Annotated in this window: 17 protein-coding genes; 15 read left to right on the forward strand and 2 right to left on the reverse strand. The window is 67.3% G+C overall.

The window, feature by feature from the left end:
- Nucleotides 1-282: 282 nt before the first annotated feature.
- Nucleotides 283-1,188, forward strand: a complete 906-nt coding sequence (locus P1K30_RS04345; protein ID WP_275631439.1) for a LysR family transcriptional regulator — start codon at nt 283-285, stop codon at nt 1,186-1,188.
- An 18-nt stretch (nt 1,189-1,206) separates the two neighbouring features.
- Here P1K30_RS04345 and P1K30_RS04350 read toward each other — a convergent pair whose 3' ends face one another.
- On the reverse strand, nt 1,207-2,682 hold the full coding sequence (locus P1K30_RS04350; RefSeq protein ID WP_275631440.1) for a sulfatase-like hydrolase/transferase: 1,476 nt from the start codon (nt 2,680-2,682) through the stop codon (nt 1,207-1,209).
- Nucleotides 2,683-2,795: 113 nt separating this feature from the next.
- On the opposite strand from P1K30_RS04350, the gene P1K30_RS04355 reads away from it, so the two are divergent.
- The 14 genes from P1K30_RS04355 to P1K30_RS04420 all read left to right on the forward strand — a co-directional run bounded on the left by P1K30_RS04355 (nt 2,796) and on the right by P1K30_RS04420 (nt 17,690).
- Nucleotides 2,796-3,773, forward strand: a complete 978-nt coding sequence (locus P1K30_RS04355) for a tripartite tricarboxylate transporter substrate binding protein (RefSeq protein ID WP_275631441.1) — start codon at nt 2,796-2,798, stop codon at nt 3,771-3,773.
- Nucleotides 3,774-3,845: 72 nt separating this feature from the next.
- Complete coding sequence (locus P1K30_RS04360; protein ID WP_275631442.1) at nt 3,846-4,325, forward strand: tripartite tricarboxylate transporter TctB family protein; 480 nt, start codon at nt 3,846-3,848, stop codon at nt 4,323-4,325.
- Between the two features lie 9 nt (nt 4,326-4,334).
- Complete coding sequence (locus tag P1K30_RS04365; RefSeq protein ID WP_275631443.1) at nt 4,335-5,837, forward strand: tripartite tricarboxylate transporter permease; 1,503 nt, start codon at nt 4,335-4,337, stop codon at nt 5,835-5,837.
- A complete protein-coding gene (locus tag P1K30_RS04370) occupies nt 5,834-7,339 on the forward strand; it encodes a sulfatase (protein ID WP_275631444.1) in 1,506 nt (501 codons plus the stop codon). The genes P1K30_RS04365 and P1K30_RS04370 overlap by 4 nt, the downstream gene beginning before the upstream one ends.
- On the forward strand, nt 7,336-8,811 hold the full coding sequence (locus tag P1K30_RS04375) for a sulfatase family protein (RefSeq protein WP_275631445.1): 1,476 nt from the start codon (nt 7,336-7,338) through the stop codon (nt 8,809-8,811). The genes P1K30_RS04370 and P1K30_RS04375 overlap by 4 nt, the downstream gene beginning before the upstream one ends.
- The gene (locus P1K30_RS04380; protein ID WP_275631446.1) at nt 8,804-10,114 is read left to right on the forward strand and encodes a nickel pincer cofactor-dependent isomerase, group 22; all 1,311 of its coding nucleotides are present in this window, start codon (nt 8,804-8,806) and stop codon (nt 10,112-10,114) included. Before P1K30_RS04375 ends, P1K30_RS04380 begins: the two co-directional genes overlap by 8 nt.
- Nucleotides 10,111-11,580: a sulfatase family protein gene (locus tag P1K30_RS04385; RefSeq protein WP_275631447.1), complete on the forward strand. Its 1,470-nt coding sequence runs from the start codon at nt 10,111-10,113 to the stop codon at nt 11,578-11,580. The genes P1K30_RS04380 and P1K30_RS04385 overlap by 4 nt, the downstream gene beginning before the upstream one ends.
- A gap of 8 nt (nt 11,581-11,588) precedes the next feature.
- A complete protein-coding gene (locus P1K30_RS04390; protein WP_275631448.1) occupies nt 11,589-12,731 on the forward strand; it encodes a mandelate racemase/muconate lactonizing enzyme family protein in 1,143 nt (380 codons plus the stop codon).
- Nucleotides 12,728-13,009, forward strand: coding sequence for a UxaA family hydrolase (locus P1K30_RS04395; RefSeq protein WP_275631449.1), 282 nt, complete (start codon nt 12,728-12,730; stop codon nt 13,007-13,009). Before P1K30_RS04390 ends, P1K30_RS04395 begins: the two co-directional genes overlap by 4 nt.
- Nucleotides 13,006-14,178, forward strand: a complete 1,173-nt coding sequence (locus P1K30_RS04400) for a UxaA family hydrolase (RefSeq protein WP_275631450.1) — start codon at nt 13,006-13,008, stop codon at nt 14,176-14,178. Before P1K30_RS04395 ends, P1K30_RS04400 begins: the two co-directional genes overlap by 4 nt.
- Complete coding sequence (gene larC / locus P1K30_RS04405; protein WP_275631451.1) at nt 14,175-15,344, forward strand: nickel pincer cofactor biosynthesis protein LarC; 1,170 nt, start codon at nt 14,175-14,177, stop codon at nt 15,342-15,344. The genes P1K30_RS04400 and larC overlap by 4 nt, the downstream gene beginning before the upstream one ends.
- Nucleotides 15,341-16,120, forward strand: coding sequence for an ATP-dependent sacrificial sulfur transferase LarE (gene larE, locus P1K30_RS04410; protein ID WP_275631452.1), 780 nt, complete (start codon nt 15,341-15,343; stop codon nt 16,118-16,120). The genes larC and larE overlap by 4 nt, the downstream gene beginning before the upstream one ends.
- Nucleotides 16,117-16,764, forward strand: a complete 648-nt coding sequence (gene larB / locus P1K30_RS04415; RefSeq protein ID WP_275631453.1) for a nickel pincer cofactor biosynthesis protein LarB — start codon at nt 16,117-16,119, stop codon at nt 16,762-16,764. Before larE ends, larB begins: the two co-directional genes overlap by 4 nt.
- The gene (locus P1K30_RS04420) at nt 16,761-17,690 is read left to right on the forward strand and encodes a formylglycine-generating enzyme family protein (RefSeq protein WP_275631454.1); all 930 of its coding nucleotides are present in this window, start codon (nt 16,761-16,763) and stop codon (nt 17,688-17,690) included. Before larB ends, P1K30_RS04420 begins: the two co-directional genes overlap by 4 nt.
- A gap of 4 nt (nt 17,691-17,694) precedes the next feature.
- Here P1K30_RS04420 and P1K30_RS04425 read toward each other — a convergent pair whose 3' ends face one another.
- Complete coding sequence (locus P1K30_RS04425; RefSeq protein WP_275631455.1) at nt 17,695-19,158, reverse strand: sulfatase family protein; 1,464 nt, start codon at nt 19,156-19,158, stop codon at nt 17,695-17,697.
- Between the last annotated feature and the right edge of the window lie 40 nt (nt 19,159-19,198).

A 19,198-nucleotide genomic window follows, 5' to 3' on the forward strand; every position in this document is an offset into this window, starting at 1 on the left:
CCGGTTGGACGCGGCTTCGGCCATCATGGGGCGCAAGCTGCGTGGGCCGGACCCTAGGTGACCCTTGGTGACTTGGCAACCGGCATTTCACCGCCGTCCAAGCCGCGCCTGCCCGTCATGTTGGCCGGGCCGCACGCCGAAGACACAACACGGCATTGCCGGAACGATGCACAAGGGGTCCTGTGCGCCTTGGCCGTGCAACCGGCAGCGAATGTGGATACCATCGGGGCGCGCTCAGGCGCGGAAACCGCCACGCACCCAACACGCGCCTTAGGGGGCCCCGTGAAGACATATACCGGCCTGAACCAATTCCTTGCCGTCTGCGCCACCCGCAACCTGACAGCCGCCGCCGAGATCTTGGGCATCTCGCAGCCCGCGCTGACACAGGCCATCGCAAAGCTGGAGCGTCAGCTGGGCGTTCAAGTGCTCGACCGATCCACGCGCCCGCTGGGGATCACGCCCTATGGCGAGTTGGTTGCGGACTACGCCCGCTCGCTTGACCGCAATGCCACCGATTTCACCGAGAAGCTTCAGGCGATGAAGACCGGGACCGGCGGCATGCTGCGGTTCGGATGCGGCCCGGACTGGATTCACGAAATCCTCCCCATCGCCGTCTGCCGCCTCGAGGACCGCAATCCCGAGCTGCGCATCGAGATGACCGTGACCCTGAACGACCAGTTGCGCGCCAAGCTCGACAGCGGCGAGATCGACATGTTCTTCGCTTCGGTCAGCGACATCTATTTCTCGGGCGACTACGAAACGAAGATCATGGTCCGCGACGCGATGCGTGTCGTCGCGCATATCGACCACCCGATCCACAAGGGGGCGCCCAAAACCCTAGCCGAGCTTGGCCGCGAACGCTGGACCATGACGGGCGATGAAACCTTCGGACGCCAGCTGATGCGCCGCATCTTCGCGCAGGTCGGGCTGGAGCCCCCTCGCCCGCACATCGAGACGAACTCGGTCCGCGCGATGATCAACATCCTGCGCAACGGGCCGTTCCTGGGGTTCCTATCGCAGACCCATTGCAACGCCTACCACGACATGGAGCCGGTCGCTCTGGCGGACGAACTGCCGATCCGCGAGGGCGGCGTGACCTGGCGCAAGGACAGGCCGCTGCTGCCGTCGGCACAGGCGCTGATCGAAGAGACAGAGCGCGTGGTGGCCGAGATCCTCGCCCGCGAATAAGCCGCCCGACCCGCCCGCTTAAGGCGCGCCGACGACCTTGGACGGATCGTCGGCGGGCGGCTGCGGCAGGTGTACGCCACGCTGGCCCGACAGCCCCCGGTTCGCCCGCGGCGTGACGGGCATGGCTGGGCGTCCGGTCAGCACGCCGTCCGTGACCGCGTCCAGATCCTCACCGTAAAGGTGGCGGACAAGCTGGCTGGTCAGCCGGGCGCGTGTCCCGGCGTGGTCCGCGTCTTGCGCGAGGTCGTCGCATTCACCCGGATCGTCCCGCAAGTCGAACATCTGCACCGCGTTCCCTTCGGGATACCAGATCAGTTTCCACCGCCCGTCCGTGACCATGCGCGTCGCGGCCCCTCCCTCGCCGGATTCGCAATACAGGACCTCGCGCCGATCCTCGGCCAGCATGGAACGACCCGTGACGGTGCCGGGGCAGTCGATGCCCGCAAGGTCCAGCAGCGTCGGCATGATGTCCTGCATCCCGACAAGCCGGTCATCGGTGCCGCCCACCGTCAGCCGGTTGTCCCCGGCGGGCCCCATCAGGATCATCGGCACCCGCGCCGATCCGTCGTACATCAGCCGCTTCGCCCACAGGCCGTGGTCGCCCAGCATGTCGCCGTGATCGCTGGTGAACAGGATCGCGGTATCGTCCAGCAGCAGGTGTTCGCGCAGCATCCCGATGACAAGGCGCAACTGGTGGTCGATCAGCGTGCACTGCGCATGAAACGCCCGCTTCATCGCCGCCAGCCTGTCGTCGGAAAGCTCAGGCCACGCCGTCCGCGCACGCTGCAGCGCCGGGGGCAACTCGGCATCGCTCCAGTCGCCGCGCAGGGCCGGTTGCATGTCCCGGTCCGCATACATCGCCAGATAGGAAGCCAGCGGCACGATTGGCGGATGCGGCGCATTGAACGACAGGTGCCAGAATGCCGGGCGCGTCGGATCGCGGCGGGCGATCATGCGGCACATCTGCCGCGCCAGCCACACGGTCGGATGCGCCTCTTCCGGAAGGTGCCACGGACGGTGTTCGTAGCCGTTGTTCGACATGGCATGCGCGTGGCCCAGCCCCGCCATCCCGTGATCCGAAAGCCAGAGTTCCCAGTCGTCCGGTCCACCAAGTTGCGGGCGCCCCTCCTCCATCGACACGACCTCGTCGAACCCGATCCGGTCGCGCGGCGGGTAGACGTGCAACTTGCCGACCGCGCCCGTCTGATACCCGGCATCGCGGAAGACCTGCGCGATGTAGGGAAGGTCGGCCCGCGGCAAGTCCGGCTGGAACACGCGGTCGCCGTGCGTGCGCGGGTCGGTGCCTGTCATCATGCTGCGGCGGGCCGGAATGCAGATCGGACATTCCGAGTAGGCGTTGGGATACAGGATCCCGTTCCGCGCAAGCTGATCAAGCGTCGGCGTATCGATGTCCGCCCGCCCGCCAAGGCTGATCAGGTGGCCCGGCCACTGGTCGACCGTCACCAGAAGGACATTGGGGTGCGTAAAGGACATGCGCCGTCTCCAGAGATTCTTGTTGCCTGATAAAAGACATTAGCATAACGTGATTATACAAAAAAATACAATAACATAAGCTAAAACTTATAGTGTTACTCAGGGAGGAACTGATGAAGACACTTGCAGGACTAGCCGTCGCTGCCTTGCTGGCGGTGACCGGATCTGCCGGCGCGCAGGATGCGTGGCCCAACAAGCCAATCAAACTGGTGGTGCCGTTTCAGGCCGGGGGAACCTCGGACCAGGTCGGGCGCACGCTTGCCAATGCCATACAGGAGGGCAACCTTCTGCCGCAGCCGGTGACCATCGTGAACGTCGGCGGCCATTTCTCGATCGGATCGCGGAGGGTCATGGAGGCCGCGCCCGACGGGTATGAATTCCTGCTGATCCACATCGCCCTGATGGGCGGCGAGGGCACCGGCGCGCTGGACTTCGGGTGGCGCGACTACAAGCCTGTGGCGGCAACGGGCGAATTCTGCGTGATGCCCATGGTCCGCAAGGACAGCGGCATCAACTCGATGGAGGAACTGCTGGCGAAGGCCAAGGCAGAGCCTGACACGCTGATCTTCGGGGCGAACCTTGGCGCGATCAACCACCTTGCCGGCCTGATGATCCAAGAGGCCGAGCCGGGGGCGAAGTTCCGCTTCGTGCAGATCGGCGGCGGCACCGCAAACTTCACGGCTCTGACCGGCGCCCAGACGAACACGACGGTGCTGTCCGGCGCCGAGGTGATCAACTTTACCCTGATGCCCGACGGCAGCGAGAACCCCGATTCGCAGATCAAGCCGCTGGCCTATACCGGCGCCGAGCGGTTCGAAGGGCTGGCCGAGATCCCGACGATGAAGGAACTGGGCTATGACGTCGAGTTCTGCATCAAGTCGTGGATCTTCGCACCCAAGGACACGCCGGACGAGGTCGTCAGCAGCTTTGCCGACGCGCTCGAGACTGCCGCGGCCAGCGACGCCTACAAGAAGTTCAACGAGGACAAAGGCTTCGCGAACGTGTTCCTGCGCGGCGAGGATGTCGCTGCGGACCTGCAGACGACATGGGACGCGATCGAGCCGATCGCGGAACTGGCCAAGCAGAAATAGGACCGCGGACGCCCGGCCGGTCACGGCCGGGCGTCTGTGCCCGCCCCCACAGCTTTCATCAGGGATAGACCCATGGACCACCGTCCCATCGCGGAGATCGGGGTCTCCTGCCTTATCATCGCGGTCTGCGCGGTGTTCTGGTACGAGGCCGCCCAGCTTCCCCCCGGCTCGTTCGAGCCGCTCGGCTCTGGCCCCGTGCCGATGTACACCGCGATCGTCATCATTCTGTGCTGCCTTTTCGTGATCGCGCGCGCGGTCGGCAAGGTACGCAATGGCGGCGGACTGGCCGCCGACTTCCGGGCCGAGTTCACTGGCGGCTCACCCGCCGGTGCGCTGATCATCGCGGGCGGTACGCTGATCTACGCGGGGCTGCTGCACTACAAGGTCCTTCCCTTCGGCCTTGTGACCTTCGCCTTCCTGTTTCTGACGATCTGGACCCTCGAGAACCTGTCCCTGAAACGCGCCCTGCCCGCTGCCATCGTCGCCGCGGTCATGAGCTTCGGGACCGAGTACCTGTTTACGAAGGTCTTCATCGTCGATCTGCCAACATGAGGAACTGAGATGGATCTCGGCGCTCTGTTCACGGCCATCGGCGGCATCCTGTCGCCTGTCCCGCTTCTGATGCTGTTCATCGGCACCACGCTTGGCATCGCGGTCGGTGCCATACCCGGCCTGACTGGCGCGATGCTGATCGCGCTGACCCTGCCACTGACGTTCTACATGGAGCCGTTCAACGCGATCGTGCTGCTGGTATCGATGTATGTCGGCGCAATCAGCGGCGGGCTGATCACCGCGACGCTGATGCGGATGCCCGGCACACCTGCCGCCGTCATGACGACCTTCGACGGCTACCCCATGGCCCGAAGCGGGCGGCCCGGCCGCGCGCTGGGGCTAGGCATATCCGCGTCATTCGTCGGAGGGCTGATCAGCTGGGCGGTGCTGGTGACGATCACGCAACCGCTGTCGATCCTTGCCACCCGGTTCGGTCCGTTTGAATATTTCACCCTGATCATGATGGCGATGGTCCTGATTGCCTCGGTCAGCGAGGGATCGCTGGCCAAGGGTCTGATCTCTGGCCTGCTGGGAATGCTGGTGTCGATGCCGGGCGTCGATCCGGCGATCGGGATGCCGCGGCTGACTTTCGACTGGTACCAGTTGAACGGGGGCCTGCAGCTGCTGCCGGTGCTGGTGGGGACCTTCGCGGTCAGCCAGATCATAAAGGACGCTTTGGACCTGCACAGCGTGCCCCAGCGGACCGAGGTGCGCACCGACGGCGTCTGGCTAAAGTTGAAGGATTACCGCCGCCACGGGGTCAACATGATCCGCTCGTCGGTCATCGGCACATGGATCGGCATCCTTCCCGGCATTGGTGCGTCAATCGGATCGGTGGTTGCCTATACCACCGCGAAGAACGTGTCACACACGCCTGAAGAGTTCGGCAAGGGATCGGAAGAGGGCATCGTCGCCTCCGAGGCGGCCAACAACGCCACCGTCGGCGGCGCGCTGATCCCCCTGATCGCAATGGGCATTCCCGGCAGCGTCATCGACGCCATCCTGATCGGGGCGCTGACCATCCACTCGATCCAGCCGGGACCGACGCTGTTCCTGACCAACGGCGACATCGTGTGGGGCATGATCGCGGCGTGCCTGTTGGCCAACATCCTGATGTTCGTCGTGATGTCCTCGTCGGTGCGTTATATCGCCGGGCTGATCTACCTGCCCCGCAGCTTCGTGCTGCCGGTGGTCATGATGTTCTGTGTCATCGGATCCTATTCGCTGAACAACAACATGTTCGACGTCTGGGTGATGCTGATGTTCGGCGGGCTGGGCTTTCTTCTGGAAAAGGCGAAGATCCCGCTGGGGCCGTTCGTCATCGGCTTCGTGCTGGCGCCGCTGGCCGAACAGAAACTGCGCAGCGGTCTTATGATGACGGCGGGCGACATCAGCCCGGTGTTCACGCGGCCGTTCTCGCTGGCGTTCACCATCGCGGCGGTCGTGCTGCTGGTCTGGCCATTCTACAGCGACTGGCGCCGCCGCAAGCGGGCAGAGGCGAACGCGTCGTGAAGTCGATCCTTGTCCTGTTCGACTCTCTGAACCGGCGCGCGCTGTCGTGTTACGGCGGGCCGGTTCCGACGCCGAACTTCGACCGGCTCGCGGCGCGCGGCATGGTGTTCGACCGGCACTATGTCGGCTCGATGCCCTGCATGCCCGCTCGGCGCGACATGCAGACGGGGCGTCTGAATTTCCTGCATCGAAGCTGGGGACCGCTGGAGCCGTTCGACCGCACCGTCACCGGGGACATGCAGTCCGCGGGCATCCATGCCCACCTTGTCACGGACCATTACCACTATTTCGAGACCGGCGGCGCGACCTATCACACCGAATTCACCAGCTGGGACTTCATTCGCGGGCAAGAGGCGGACCCGTGGAACGCGGTCGTCCGGCCCCCGGTGGACCAGTATCGCGCGCAGTACCATGCCGAACAGGTCGACGACACGCGGTCGGGCTACCGGCTGCAGGGGGCGCTGAACCGCGACCTGATCCGCGAGACGCCCGAATTCCCTTGCGTGAGATGCTTCGACAGCGCCTTGTCCTTCCTAGACCGCAACGCCGCGTCGCCGGACTGGCACCTGCAGCTTGAGACCTTCGACCCGCACGAGCCATTCCACGCCCCGCAGGAATACCGCGACCGCTTCGCCACCGGCTACAACGGGCCGGTTCTGGACTGGCCCCGCTACCGCCGGACCGACGGCGACTCTGACGCCGAGATGGCGGAGATGCGCGCCAACTATGCCGCGCTCGTCGCGCTGTGCGACGATCAACTCGGGCGTCTGCTGGACTGGATGGACGACACGGGTGCGTGGGACGACACCGCGCTGATCGTGACCACCGACCATGGCTTCCTGCTGGGCGAGCACGACTGGTGGGGCAAGAACCGTGCGCCGTTCTACAACGAGATCGCCAATATCCCGCTTGTCGTCTGTCTGCCCGGCGTGGCGGCCGGGCGCAGCGATGCACTGTCGCAGAACATCGACATCGCGGCGACCCTGCTGGACCTGCACGGCCTGCCGCGCCCCCCCGCGATGGTCGGCCGGTCGCTCGTGCCCTGCGCGACGGACGCGTCTTCGGGCCGGGCGGTGGCCCTGTACGGGATATTCGGCGGCGCGATCAACGCCACGGACGGCCGCCACACCTATTTCCGCTATCCCCCCGAGATGGAGACCGCACCCCTGTTCGAATATACGCTGATGCCGCAACACTCGACACGGCCCTTCGCCGCCGCGGAACTCTCGCGGGCCGAACTGCACCCCGGCTTCGACTTCACAGGCGTGCCGGTCCTGAAGGTGCCCGCCCTGCCGGATGCCAAACGGCCGCCGATGCAGGGCGGTGGTTTCGCCGACACGGACACCGTGCTGTACGACCTGTCCACCGATCCCGGCCAGACCACTGCGGTCACGGACTCCGACACCGAGGCGCGGCTGACCGGCGCGATCGTCACCGAGATGCGCCGCCACGACGCGCCGCCCGAGTTGTATGCGCGCTTCGGCCTGGAGACGGCCCCGTGACCCGGCGGCCCAACATCCTGTGGATCTGTGCGGATCAGATGCGGTTCGACACCATCCATGCGCTTGGCAATCCCCACATCAACACACCCAACCTCGACCGGCTGGTCGCGCAGGGAACGTCCTTTCGCCGGACTTATACGCAGAACCCGGTCTGCACGCCCTCGCGCGCCAGCTTCCTGACCGGACGCTATCCGGCGGCGCACAGGGTCTACCGCAACGGCGTCGAAAGCTTTCCTCCCGACGAGGTGCTGGTGACCAAGCTGTTCGCAGAGGCAGGCTATGACTGCGGCCTTGTCGGCAAGCTGCACCTCTCGACCGCCACCCGGCACGAGGTGCGCCCGGACGACGGCTATCGGTTTTACCAATGGTCGCACAACCCGATGACCGGCGAGGCGGATGCCCACAACGCCTATCACCATTGGCTGCGCGACGAGAAAGGCGTCGATCCCGATGCGCTGTTCGACACCCAGCGCGGTTTCATCGGCGCGGGCGTCCCCGAAGAGCTGCACCAGACGACATGGTGCGCTGAGATGGCCGCGCGCTTCATTCGCGAGCCGCGCACGGAACCGTGGCTGCTGAGCGTCAATCCCTACGATCCGCACCCGCCTTTCGATCCGCCCCAAAGCTATCTCGACAGGTACGATCCCGCCAGCCTGCCGCCGCCCCTGTTCCGCCCCTCGGACCTTGACCGGCAGCCCCAGTTCGCGCGCGTCCGGTCGCAGACCGTGACCGCCGCCAACCCGCTGGCCGAAGACACCGGGCAAGAGGATTATGCAAGCCAGTCGGAACGCGGCTACCGACCGCCCGACAGCTATGACGGGCGCAAGGTCAAGGCCGCGTACTATGCGATGGTCGAACTGATCGACACGATGGTCGGCCAAATTCTCGACGCCGTGGACGCCTCGGGTCAGGCGCAGGACACGCTGGTCATTTTCACCTCGGATCACGGCGAGCTGCTGGGCGACCACGGGCTTCTGTACAAGGGATGCAGGTTCTTCGAGGGGCTGACGCATGTCCCCCTGATATTGTCTTGGCCGGGCCATGTGCGCGCGGGACTTCGGGCGGACGGGCTGGCGGAACTGGTCGATCTTGCCCCCACGATCCTAGAGGCGGCGGACCTTCCGGTCCCCGACCGGATGCAGGGCCAATCCCTGCTGCCCATCGCCACCGGGGCCGCGCCCCCGGACCGGCACAAGGACCTTGTGATCTGCGATTTTAACGATTCCGTTGGCTACAGCCCGGTCCCGGACCGCACGCAGGCGACGATGACCTTCGACGGACGGTGGAAGCTGGTCCTGTACCACAGCCACGACATCGGAGAGCTGTTCGACCTTCAGACCGATCCCGGCGAGTTCGACAACCTGTTCGGCAAGCCCGAGGTCGCAGAGCTTCAGGCCGATCTGGTGCTTCGTCATGTGAACGCCTGGGCCGCCACGGTGACGCCGCGCGGCAGGAGAGTGTCCAATGCCTGATCATGCACCAAGCTTCCCCGACATCGTTCTGCCGCACCTCGACGGGATAAAGCTTCCCCGGATGCGGCGGGTGCGCGTGCGCCAGCCGGACATTCCGCCGCTGGACGATCCGGCGGCGGCGGTGCGCGCCGCGCTGGACGGGGCGGCGGGGCTGTTCGCCCTCGGGCCCGGCGCGTCGGTCGCGGTCGCGGTCGGCAGTCGCGGGATCGCGGACATCGACGTCGTCGCGGGCGCGGCGGTCGGATGGCTCCGGTCGCGGGGCTTCGCGCCGTTCATCGTGCCCGGCATGGGCTCGCACGGGGGCGGCACCGCCGAGGGTCAGGCCGCGGTTCTGGCCAAGCTGGGCATCACCGAGGCAAGCATGGGCTGCCCGGTCCGCGCCACGATGGACACCGCCCGCTACGGCGAGATCGAGGGCGGCTTCACCTGTCATTTCGACGCCAACGCCGCCGCGGCCGATGGGGTTCTGGTGATCAACAGGGTCAAGGCACACACCAGCTTTCCGCGCCCTGTCGAAAGCGGCCTGACCAAGATGCTTGCCGTCGGGCTGGGCAAGCAGCAGGGCGCGCGCACCGTACACATGATCGGCCCGCAGGGGCTGGCGCGGACCCTGCCCCGGCTGGCCGCGCGGATCGTCGAGCGCGCCCCGCTGTCGGCGGGGCTGGCCATCGTCGAGAACGCGGCCGAGCGGATCGCCCTGATCGAGGCTGTGGCCCCGGCGGAGTTTTACGACACCGACGCGCGGCTGTTGCAGGTCTCGAAGGGGGCGATGGCGCGGATGCCGTTCGACCAGCTCGACGGGCTGATCGTGGAACGGGTGGGCAAGGACATCTCGGGCGCCGGGATGGATCCTGCTGTCTGCGGGCGCACCGACATCCGGGGCGTCGACAACCCCGAAACCCCGTTCGTCCACAAGATTGCCGTGCTGGGGATGACCGAGAAGACCGCCGGCAACGGCATGGGCGTGGGCGTGGCGGACTTCGCCCCGAAGGCGCTGATCGAGGAGCTGGACCTGAAAGCGATCTACATGAACGCCGTGACCGCCACGGTGATCGAGAAGGCGCGGATTCCCGTGGTGCTGCCGGACGAACGCGCGGTGCTGCGCGCGCTTGTGGCGACGTGCTGGGCCAGCGGCGAACCACGCATCTGCCAGATCCGGTCGACCCTGCACCTTGAAGAGATGGCCGTCACCGACGTGCTGGCCGAAGAGCTGCGCGCCCGCGATCTAATCCTGTCCGAGGATCCGCCCGCGCCGATGACCTTCGACGCGGAGGGGCGGCTGGTCGAAAGGCTCGATCCATGACCGCCACCGCGAAGAACCTGCTGTTCCTGTTCTCGGACCAGCACGCCCAGCGTATCACCGGCTGCTACGGCGACGCCCATGTGCAGACGCCTGCGCTGGACGCGCTGGCAGCGCGGGGCGTGCGGCTGACCAACGCCTACTGCGCCTCGCCGATCTGCGTGCCCAGCCGCATGTCGATGCTGACCGCGCGCTACCCTTCCAGCCAGCAGTGCTGGACCAACGACGACCACCTTGCGTCCGACATCCCGACATGGCTGCACGCGCTGGGCGCCGCCGGCCACCGGCCCGAGCTGATCGGGCGGATGCACGCGATGGGCCCCGACCAGATGCACGGCTACGTCCGGCGCGAGGTGGGCGAGCATTCCCCGAACTGGGCCGGCATCCCGCGCCACGACATGGGCGCGCTGAACAACACGAACGAGCCCTGCCCCGAAAGCGTGGACGCCTGCGGCGCGGGTCAGGCCGCCTACGAACTCAAGGACCGCGACGTAACAGAGGCGGCGCTGTCCGCGCTGGACCGGATCGCCGCCGAGGGACGCCCGTTCTGCCTGACGGTCGGACTGATGCTGCCACATGCGCCCTATGTCGTCGCGCGGAAGTGGATCGACCACTACCTGTCCGTGCTGCCGCCGCCCGAGATCCCCCCGGCGCCTGCCAGAACGGAACACCCGTGGATCGCGTGGTGGCGCCACAATCGGGGTATCGACACCGTCCCGGACGAGAAGTCGCGCCTTGCCCGCGCCGCCTACTGGGGGCTGGTTTCGGCGATGGACGAGATGATCGGCCGTATCCTGGACCGGCTGCGTGCGCTGGGGCTCGAGGACGATACGCTGGTTGCCTACGCCTCGGACCACGGCGACCATGTGGGCGACCGGGGACTATGGTGGAAGCACACGCTGTTCGACGACTCCGCCAAGGTGCCGGTGATCGCGGCCCTTCCCGGGCGGCTCGCGCCCGGCACGACCTGCGACCGCGTGTGCAGTCTGATCGATCTTTCGCAGACGATGATCGAAGCGATGGGGGGAACGCCCCTGCCCCATGCCGATGGCCGCAGCCTGTGGTCGGTCCTGTGCGGCGACGACGACGCGTGGGACGACACCGCGTTCTGCGAATACTGCACCGACACCGTGCCCGCTTGGACCGGCGGGCGTGCCGTGCGGCACAGGATGCTGCGGCAGGGACGGTGGAAGCTGCATTATTACTGGGGCGAGCCGCCCTTGTTGTTCGATTTGCAAACCGACCCGGCCGAACAGACCGATCTTGCCGCTGACCCGACCCATGCGGACCGTCTGTCCCGCATGACCGCCCGGCTTCTGGACGGCTGGAACCCCGAAGAGATCGACCGCCAGATGAAGATCCGCCGGGACCGCAAGGACGTGCTGGCGGCGTGGGCGGCGAAGACGCGGCCCGCCAGCACGCACATCTGGCCGATGACACCCGACATGAACAAACTGGACGAGGAGTGAAAAACCCGATGAGCGCGCAGATTACCAGGGTCGAGGTCTTTCATTTCCGCCACCCGCTGGCCGCCCCGGTCACCACCGTCATGGGCCCGATGGTGGCCCGTCCCGCGCTGCTGATCCGGGTCGAAGATGCCGACGGGGCTGCGGGCTGGGGCGAAATCTGGTGCAACTTTCCGCCGGACGGCGACTTTCACCGCGCGCGCCTTGCGGGCAACATCCTGCCCGCTGCCCTGCGCGGCCTGACCGGCGAAGAGCCCGCGCCCTTCGACGTGATCACCACCCGGCTTCGACGGCTGGCGATCCAGGCAGGCGAGCCCGGACCCGTGTCGCAGATCGCGGGGGCAGCCGATATCGCGCTGCACGACCTGAGGGCGCGGCGTCAGGGCGTGCCGCTGGCCGTTCTGCTGGGCGGCACCGCGCGTCCGGTGCCGGCCTATGCCAGCGGCATAAGCCCCGACAAGTTCGAAGCGCAGTTCGAGCGGATGCGCGCCAAGGGATACCGCCGCTTCAAGCAACGCATCGGCTTCGGCAAGGACGACGGTCTGGCCGAGCTGAAGGCTGCCGCGGCGCAGCTGCGCGAAGGCGAGACGATGATGTGCGACGCCAATCAGGCGTGGGACGCAGACACCGCCATCGCGCGGCTGGACCGGATCGTCCCGCTTGGCATGACGTGGCTGGAAGAACCGATCCCCGCCGACGATCCCCTGTCCGACTGGTCGCGCGTCGCGCAGGCCTCGGGCATTCCGCTGGCAGGGGGCGAGAACTTCGGCACCCGCCACCAGTTCGCCGAGGGCATCGCGTCGGGTGCCTACGGCTTCATCCAGCCGGACATCTGCAAGTGGGGCGGCCTGTCAGGCGGTGCCTCGGTCGCGCGCGAGGCGCTGGCGGCCGGGCTGACCTATTGCCCGCATTTCCTGGGCGGCGGCGTCGGACTGATCGCCTCGGCGCATCTTCTGGCCGCCGTGGGCGGCGACGGGCTTCTGGAGGTCGACAGTTCGGAAAACCCGCTGCTCGACCATTTCTCGGGGCGCGGCCTGTCGCTGGAAGATGGCGCGTTTCCCGTCTTGGACCGGCCGGGGCTGGGATACGACCCCGACGTCGCGGGTGCGTCGGACCGGATGGTGTCGCATACCGAAGGCCAGGTGGCTCGATGACCCTTGGGGCCGTGATCCTTGACCCCGGCGACAGCGTGCTGTGCCTGCTGCGCGCACACCAGGCCGGCGAGGCACCGATGACAGCCTCAGGCGCGGGGCCAACGCTGACCGCGGACACGCCGCTGGGTCACAAGATCGCCCGCCGCGCCATCGCCGCCGGCGACGTCGTCACGAAATACGGCGTGCCGATCGGACGCGCGACCAAGGACATCGCCGAGGGCGACCATGTCCACCTGCACAACCTTCGCGGATTCCTCGAGGCAGGTGAAACCTCATGACCGGGCTTCCGGCAGAGTTTCTCGGCTATGCGCGCACTACCGGTCCCGCAGGTGTGCGCAATCATCTGTTGATCCTGTCGGTCTGCGGGCTCAACGCACCGCAGGCCCGCAAGCTTGGCGCGGCCTTGCCCCATGCTGTGCTGATCTCCACCGACTACGGGCGCGGACAAGTCGGAGAGGACAAGGCCTTTCACGCCCGCATGCTCACGGCGTTCGGCACACACCCGAACACGGGCGCGGTGATCGTGCTGGCTGCCGATGCCGCGATGCGCACGCAGTATCAGGACGCGATCGAGGCAACGAACCGGCCCTGCGCCGGTTTCTCGTTGCAGGAAGAGGACGAGGATGCCGAGGCGATGCTTGCCGCCGCAACGCAGGCCGGACGCGCCCTTGGCGCCGCGCTGGACCGGCAACCCCGCGTCCCCTGCCCGGTCACCGACCTGTTCCTTGCGATGGAATGCGGCCACTCGGACGCGTCCTCTGGCATCATGGCGAACCCCCTTGTCGGCGACGTGGCCGACGCCATCGGCAAGGCGGGCGGACGGGCGGTGTTCAGCGAAACGCTGGAATGGACGGGTGCCGAGGACAGCCTTTACCGCCGCTGCGCCGACCCGCGCATCGCCGACACCCTGCGTGCGCTGGTGGCGGAGCGGCACCGCATTGCGCGGACCGCCGGGCACGACGTGGCGCTGGGTAATCCCGGCCCGCAGAACCACGCGGGCGGACTGACCACGCTTGAGGAAAAATCGCTGGGCGCGGTATCGAAGGGTGGGACAGGCCCGATCGTCGGCGCACTGGAACAGGGACGACCGCCCGAGGCGGGACCGGGGCTGTACCTGATGGACACGCCGACCCTGTCGCCCGAGTCCCTGTCGTCGATGGTCGCCGCCGGGGCGCAGATCGCCTTTTTCACCACCGGCCACGGCAACCCCTACGGAAGCGCCATCGCCCCCACGATCAAGGTGACCGCCAACCCCGACACCGCCCGACGCGTGCCACGGCAGATCGACTTCGACGCCTCGGCGGCATTCGCGGGGGCAGTAACGCGCGCCGACCTCGTGGCGCCCTTGCTGGAGCTGGTCATCCGCGTGGCCGAGGGTGCGCCGACCTGCGCCGAAACGCTGGACGAATGCGCAGAGGCGATCAGCCGTCTGGGTCCCTCGATATGACGCGTCACGTTCACCTGACACCGCTTGGCGGGCTGGCGGGTGACATGTTTGCCGCCGCGATGCTCTCCGCTTTCCCGGACATGCGGGACGGCGTGCTGGCTGCGGTGGCGGCGGTCCTTCCGGCGGATCATCCGGGGGCCGCGCTGATGCCGGTGGTATCGGGCGGCCTGTCCGCGCATAGGTTCGAGGTCGCCGCGCACCCGGCGCGGGCGCCGATGCATTATCCCGACTTGGACGCGCTGATCGCGGGGGCGGGATTGCCGGACGCGGTACGCGACACCGCCGCCGCGCTTCTGCGCCTGCTGGCCGAGGCCGAAGCCTCGGTGCACGGATGCCCGACGGACCGCGTCCACTTTCACGAGATCGCCGACTGGGACACGCTTGCCGACCTGACGGCGGCGGCGGCGATCCTGTCCGGGCTGGATGGCGCCGGGTGGAGCATGGACCCCCTGCCGCTGGGCGGCGGCACCGTCGTTACGCAGCACGGAACCCTGCCCGTCCCCGCCCCCGCGACCGCCGCGCTTCTGGCCGGACTTCCGGTGCACGACGACGGTCTGGCCGGAGAAAGGGTCACGCCCACGGGCGCCTGCATCGCGCGGTACATCGTCAACCGACTTGGCCTGTCGCCACGTCCGGCGGGGACGCTATCGGCCATCGGTCGCGGCGCGGGCAGCCGGACCTTGCCGGACCGGCCCAACATTCTGTCCGTGCTGGCCATCGAACACGCCAATCACGGGACACCCGGCACCGACCGCGTGACGGTCGTGGAGTTCGACATCGACGACATGACCGCCGAGGAAATCGCCTTTGCCACCGACCGCCTGCGCGGGACCGGAGGCGTCCTCGACCTGACCACGCATTCCGTGATCGGCAAGAAAGGCAGAACCGCCACCCGCCTGCGCCTGCTGGTCACGCCCGGATCTGGTGACGCGGTGGCAGAGGCATGTTTCACGCTGACCTCGACGATTGGCCTGCGCCTGCACGACGAACGCAGGATCCTGTTGCCTCGCAGTGGCGACGTGGTTGGTGGACTGCGGCGGAAGGCCGTGACGCGCCCCGGAGGCTCGGTCACGCGCAAGGCGGAAAGCGATGACCTTGCCGGGGTGGACAGCCTTGCCGAACGGCGTAGGCTGGCCAGAAGGACGGAGGAGGAGGACGGCGAATGAGCGCGCTCGCGCGGCTTCGAACAGTCCTGTCGCGGCATGATCGCATAGCGGTCGCCGTCAGCGGCGGCGTGGACAGCATGACGCTTGCGCATGTGGCGCACGGCATCGGCGGTACGGTGATGATCCACGCCATCTCGGCGGCGGTTCCCGCCGAGGCGACCGCCCGTGTCCGCCGCCACGCGGCCGCCTCGGGCTGGCGGTTGCGGATCGTGGACGCCGGAGAGTTCGGCGACCCCCGATACCGGGAAAATCCGGTGAACCGCTGCTATTTCTGCAAGCAGAACCTGTACAAGACGATCCGCGACTTGTGCGACGGCGCGGTGATGTCCGGCACCAACCTCGACGACCTCGGTGACTTTCGCCCCGGCCTGACAGCGGCAAAGGAACAAGGGGTCGTCCATCCCTATGTCGAGGCGCGGATCGGCAAGGACGATGTCTACGGCCTGGCCCGTGCGCTGGGTCTGGGCGACCTGCACCGCCTGCCCGCGCAACCCTGTCTTGCCAGCCGGATCGAGACCGACATCCGCGTCGAGGCAGCTGACCTTGCCTTTGTCGATGCGGTCGAAAGCGGCGTTCGTCGCCTGCTGGGCGCCGCAACGGTCGTGCGCTGCCGCGTCACCCACGGCGGCGTCGTACTTGAACTCGACGGGGACGAAGGCCCCGGGGCCACGCGGGCCGCGACGCTGGCGCAGCGGTTGTGCGATGCATCGGACCGGGCGTTTCTGGGGGCGCGACCGTACCGCCAAGGCGCGGCCTTCCTGCGGGGGACAGCGTGAGCCGGGTGGTCATGGACTGGGACCGCGAGGCACGCACCGGAACCGCCGAGGCCGTGCTTTGCGAGGGCAAGTCCCCCGACATCGTCGCTGCCATCGTCGACAAAGCTCTCGACCACGGCCGACGTCTGCTGCTGACCCGTATTTCGGAACACCATTTAACCGTGTTGGACCGTCCGGGCGTCGATCTCGACCGCGAAAGCGGCACGGCCATCCTTGGCCCGCCATCATCCGACACTCGGGCCGGCGCCTGCATCGTCACCGCCGGCAGCTCGGACATCGGCATCGCCCGCGAGGCATCGCGCACCCTAGCCTTCCACGGCTACGCGGGCCCGGTGATTTCGGACGTGGGGGTCGCGGGGCTGTGGCGGCTTATGGAGCGACTGGACGAGATACGGTCGCACCGCGTCCTGATCGCGGTCGCCGGGATGGAGGGGGCACTGTTCTCGGTTCTGACCGGTCTGGTGCGCGCGCCGGTGATCGCCGTGCCCTCGCCCGTGGGCTACGGGGTCGCGCGCGACGGGGCGGCGGCACTGTCCTCGGCGCTGGCGACTTGCGCCGCCGGGCTGACCGTGGTGAACACAGGCAACGGGTTCGGCGCCGCCTGCGCCGCGATCCGGATGCTACGCATGGCCGACCCCGAATGAGCTGCTGTCCCTCAGGGCGCCCCGACGCCGCCCCGCCCCGCCAAGCCACGACCTTCGACACGCGCGAAGGCGATACGGGACGGCCTGATCCGGTCCGGTTCGAGGGCGGCCGCAGTCACGTCGGCACCGACCGCGCCGAGATCCCCGGCGATGGCGAGTCCCCCGTGCGAAAGGTCCGGCTGGCACCGTTTCGGCTTGATCCGCTGACGGTGACCAACGACCGCTTTGCCGCCTTCGTGCAGGCCACCGGTCATGTCACGGATGCGGAACGGTACGGGTGGTCAGCCGTGTTCGGCGGCCTGATGGCGCCGGATCGTGCCGCGCAGATGCTCGCCTCGGACCAGACGCCCTGGTGGATCCGGGTCGACGGCGCAACCTGGCAACAGCCCGAAGGCCCCGGCTCTGACCTGTCGGGGCGCGAGGACCATCCGGTCACCCACGTCGGCTGGGCCGATGCGCAGGCCTTCGCCCGCTGGGCCGGGGGCCGCCTGCCGACCGAGGCCGAATGGGAGCACGCCGCCCGCGACGGAGCCGCGCCGAAGCGGTTCCCTTGGGGCGACGCAGAGCCCGACGAGGCCGGCGACCTGTGCAACATCTGGCAGGGCCGCTTTCCCACCCACAACACCTGCGCCGACGGCTATTACGGCACCGCACCCGCGCAGTCTTTCGCGCCGACGCCCTCGGGGTTGTTCAACATGGCTGGCAACGTGTGGGAATGGACCGCCGACAGCTATCAGGTGCGTTCGCTTGCGAAGGCCGCCAAGGCGCGCAACCTCGTGGCCCGGCGTCAGACGCAGAAGGTGCTGAAGGGCGGCTCGTTCCTGTGTCACATAAGCTATTGCTATCGCTACAGGATCGCGGCGCGATCCGGGGTAGACGCGGACACCTCGGCCAGTAACGTGGGCTTCCGGGTCGCCTACGACTGACCCGTCAGCCCCCGTCCTGTATGTTGTCCGGCCCGCCGTGCGAGACGATCCGTCGCCGTGCGTTTTTGGTATGCACCGCACTGTCGATATGCCAGTTCATCAGGACTCCCATCAGATCGGCACGCACCCCGGCACACGCGGGGTCGTCCCACCGATCATCCGTCTCTCGCGGGTCGGCCTGCAGATCGAACAGCTGTCCCTGTTCCATCCCCTTGAAGTGCACCAGCTTGTGGGTGCGCGACCGCACCATCGTCAGGTACTCGGCCCCCGTCAGGTTCACGTCGCCGCCCTGTTCGCAGAACACGTGGCTGCGCCCCTCGAACGGCGCGCCCTCCAGCGCCGGGTTCAGCGATTGCGCCTCGAATGTCGCATCCGGCGTGACCCCGGCCCATTCCAGGATCGTGGGCCCCAGATCGAAGAACTGCACCAGCGCATCCACGGAGCGCCCGCCCTCGAACCACCCTGGCGCGCTGACGATCAGAGGCACGCGCGTTACCTCGTCGTAGGGCGCCCACTTCTGGATCAGCCCGTGATCGCCCAGACAATCGCCGTGGTCGGACGTGAAGATGACGATGGTGTTGTCCAGGTTCCCCCGCGCCTCCAGCGTGTCCATGATCGCACCGACCTCGCGGTCGATCATCTCGACGTTGGCATAGTAGTAGGCGCGCATTCGGTGCAGTTCTTCCCGCGTCGGATCAAGCTTCCACGCCACGGAATCGTGGTCCACCTCGACGTCGTGCCTGCGTTTTTCCTTGAACACCGGGTGCAGCGCCTGCATCTCGGCCTCTGTCACCTCGGGCAAGGGCACGTCGCGGGCCATGTACTTCTCTGCGATTTCCGGCGTCGGGTCATAGGGCGGGTGCGGCCCGGGAAAGCCGATGACCATGAAAAGCGGCTCTTTCACCGGCTTCGTCTCAAGCCACCACCGTGCCATACCGCCCACGAAATTGTCTGACTGAAGCTGCGGCGGCAGGTCCCAGGTAAAGGCCCCCAGTCGGTCGCGGTAATCGTCGCGCTTGCGGTATTCCACCCGCTGCTGCTTCTTCAGCCCGTGCGCCGCAAGCGCCTTGTCCCATTCGTCGAAGAACCAGCGCCCCTCCATGAAGCGGTCCTTGTTCTCGACCACATAGCGTTCATGGAAACCCGCCTTGGCGTCGTAGGGGATGGTGTGCATCTTCCCGATGTTCACACAGTGATACCCCGCCGCCGCAAGATCCGAGACCCATGTACGGTTCCAAGGCTGTCCGTTCGCCACCACCCCGTTGGTGTGGGGATAATACCCGGTGAACAGGCTCGCCCGGCACGGCACGCAGGACGGCGCTGTCACGTGGCACTCGGAGAAGGACACCCCGGTTTCCGCAAGGCGGTCGATGTTGGGCGTGTCCATGTGCGACGCGCCCAACGCGCGGATCGTGTCGTATCTCTGCTGGTCGGTCACGATCATGACGATATCGGGTCGCTGGGTCACGGAAGGCTCCTCGGTTGTCTTTCGGGTCGTCAGTAGGTCA

This window comes from Psychromarinibacter halotolerans (assembly GCF_029168315.1).
GTDB lineage: Bacteria > Pseudomonadota > Alphaproteobacteria > Rhodobacterales > Rhodobacteraceae > Psychromarinibacter > Psychromarinibacter halotolerans.

What these genes read in the sequence shown, in the direction of transcription:
- P1K30_RS04350 (WP_275631440.1), bottom strand. Translation starts at nt 2,682, where the DNA reads ATGTCCTTTACGCACCCCAATGTCCTTCTGGTGACGGTCGACCAGTGG.
- P1K30_RS04400 (WP_275631450.1), top strand. Translation starts at nt 13,006, where the DNA reads ATGACCGGGCTTCCGGCAGAGTTTCTCGGCTATGCGCGCACTACCGGT.
- P1K30_RS04420 (WP_275631454.1), top strand. Translation starts at nt 16,761, where the DNA reads ATGAGCTGCTGTCCCTCAGGGCGCCCCGACGCCGCCCCGCCCCGCCAA.
- P1K30_RS04355 (WP_275631441.1), top strand. Translation starts at nt 2,796, where the DNA reads ATGAAGACACTTGCAGGACTAGCCGTCGCTGCCTTGCTGGCGGTGACC.
- P1K30_RS04360 (WP_275631442.1), top strand. Translation starts at nt 3,846, where the DNA reads ATGGACCACCGTCCCATCGCGGAGATCGGGGTCTCCTGCCTTATCATC.
- larE (WP_275631452.1), top strand. Translation starts at nt 15,341, where the DNA reads ATGAGCGCGCTCGCGCGGCTTCGAACAGTCCTGTCGCGGCATGATCGC.
- P1K30_RS04365 (WP_275631443.1), top strand. Translation starts at nt 4,335, where the DNA reads ATGGATCTCGGCGCTCTGTTCACGGCCATCGGCGGCATCCTGTCGCCT.
- P1K30_RS04395 (WP_275631449.1), top strand. Translation starts at nt 12,728, where the DNA reads ATGACCCTTGGGGCCGTGATCCTTGACCCCGGCGACAGCGTGCTGTGC.
- P1K30_RS04385 (WP_275631447.1), top strand. Translation starts at nt 10,111, where the DNA reads ATGACCGCCACCGCGAAGAACCTGCTGTTCCTGTTCTCGGACCAGCAC.
- P1K30_RS04380 (WP_275631446.1), top strand. Translation starts at nt 8,804, where the DNA reads ATGCCTGATCATGCACCAAGCTTCCCCGACATCGTTCTGCCGCACCTC.
- P1K30_RS04390 (WP_275631448.1), top strand. Translation starts at nt 11,589, where the DNA reads ATGAGCGCGCAGATTACCAGGGTCGAGGTCTTTCATTTCCGCCACCCG.
- larC (WP_275631451.1), top strand. Translation starts at nt 14,175, where the DNA reads ATGACGCGTCACGTTCACCTGACACCGCTTGGCGGGCTGGCGGGTGAC.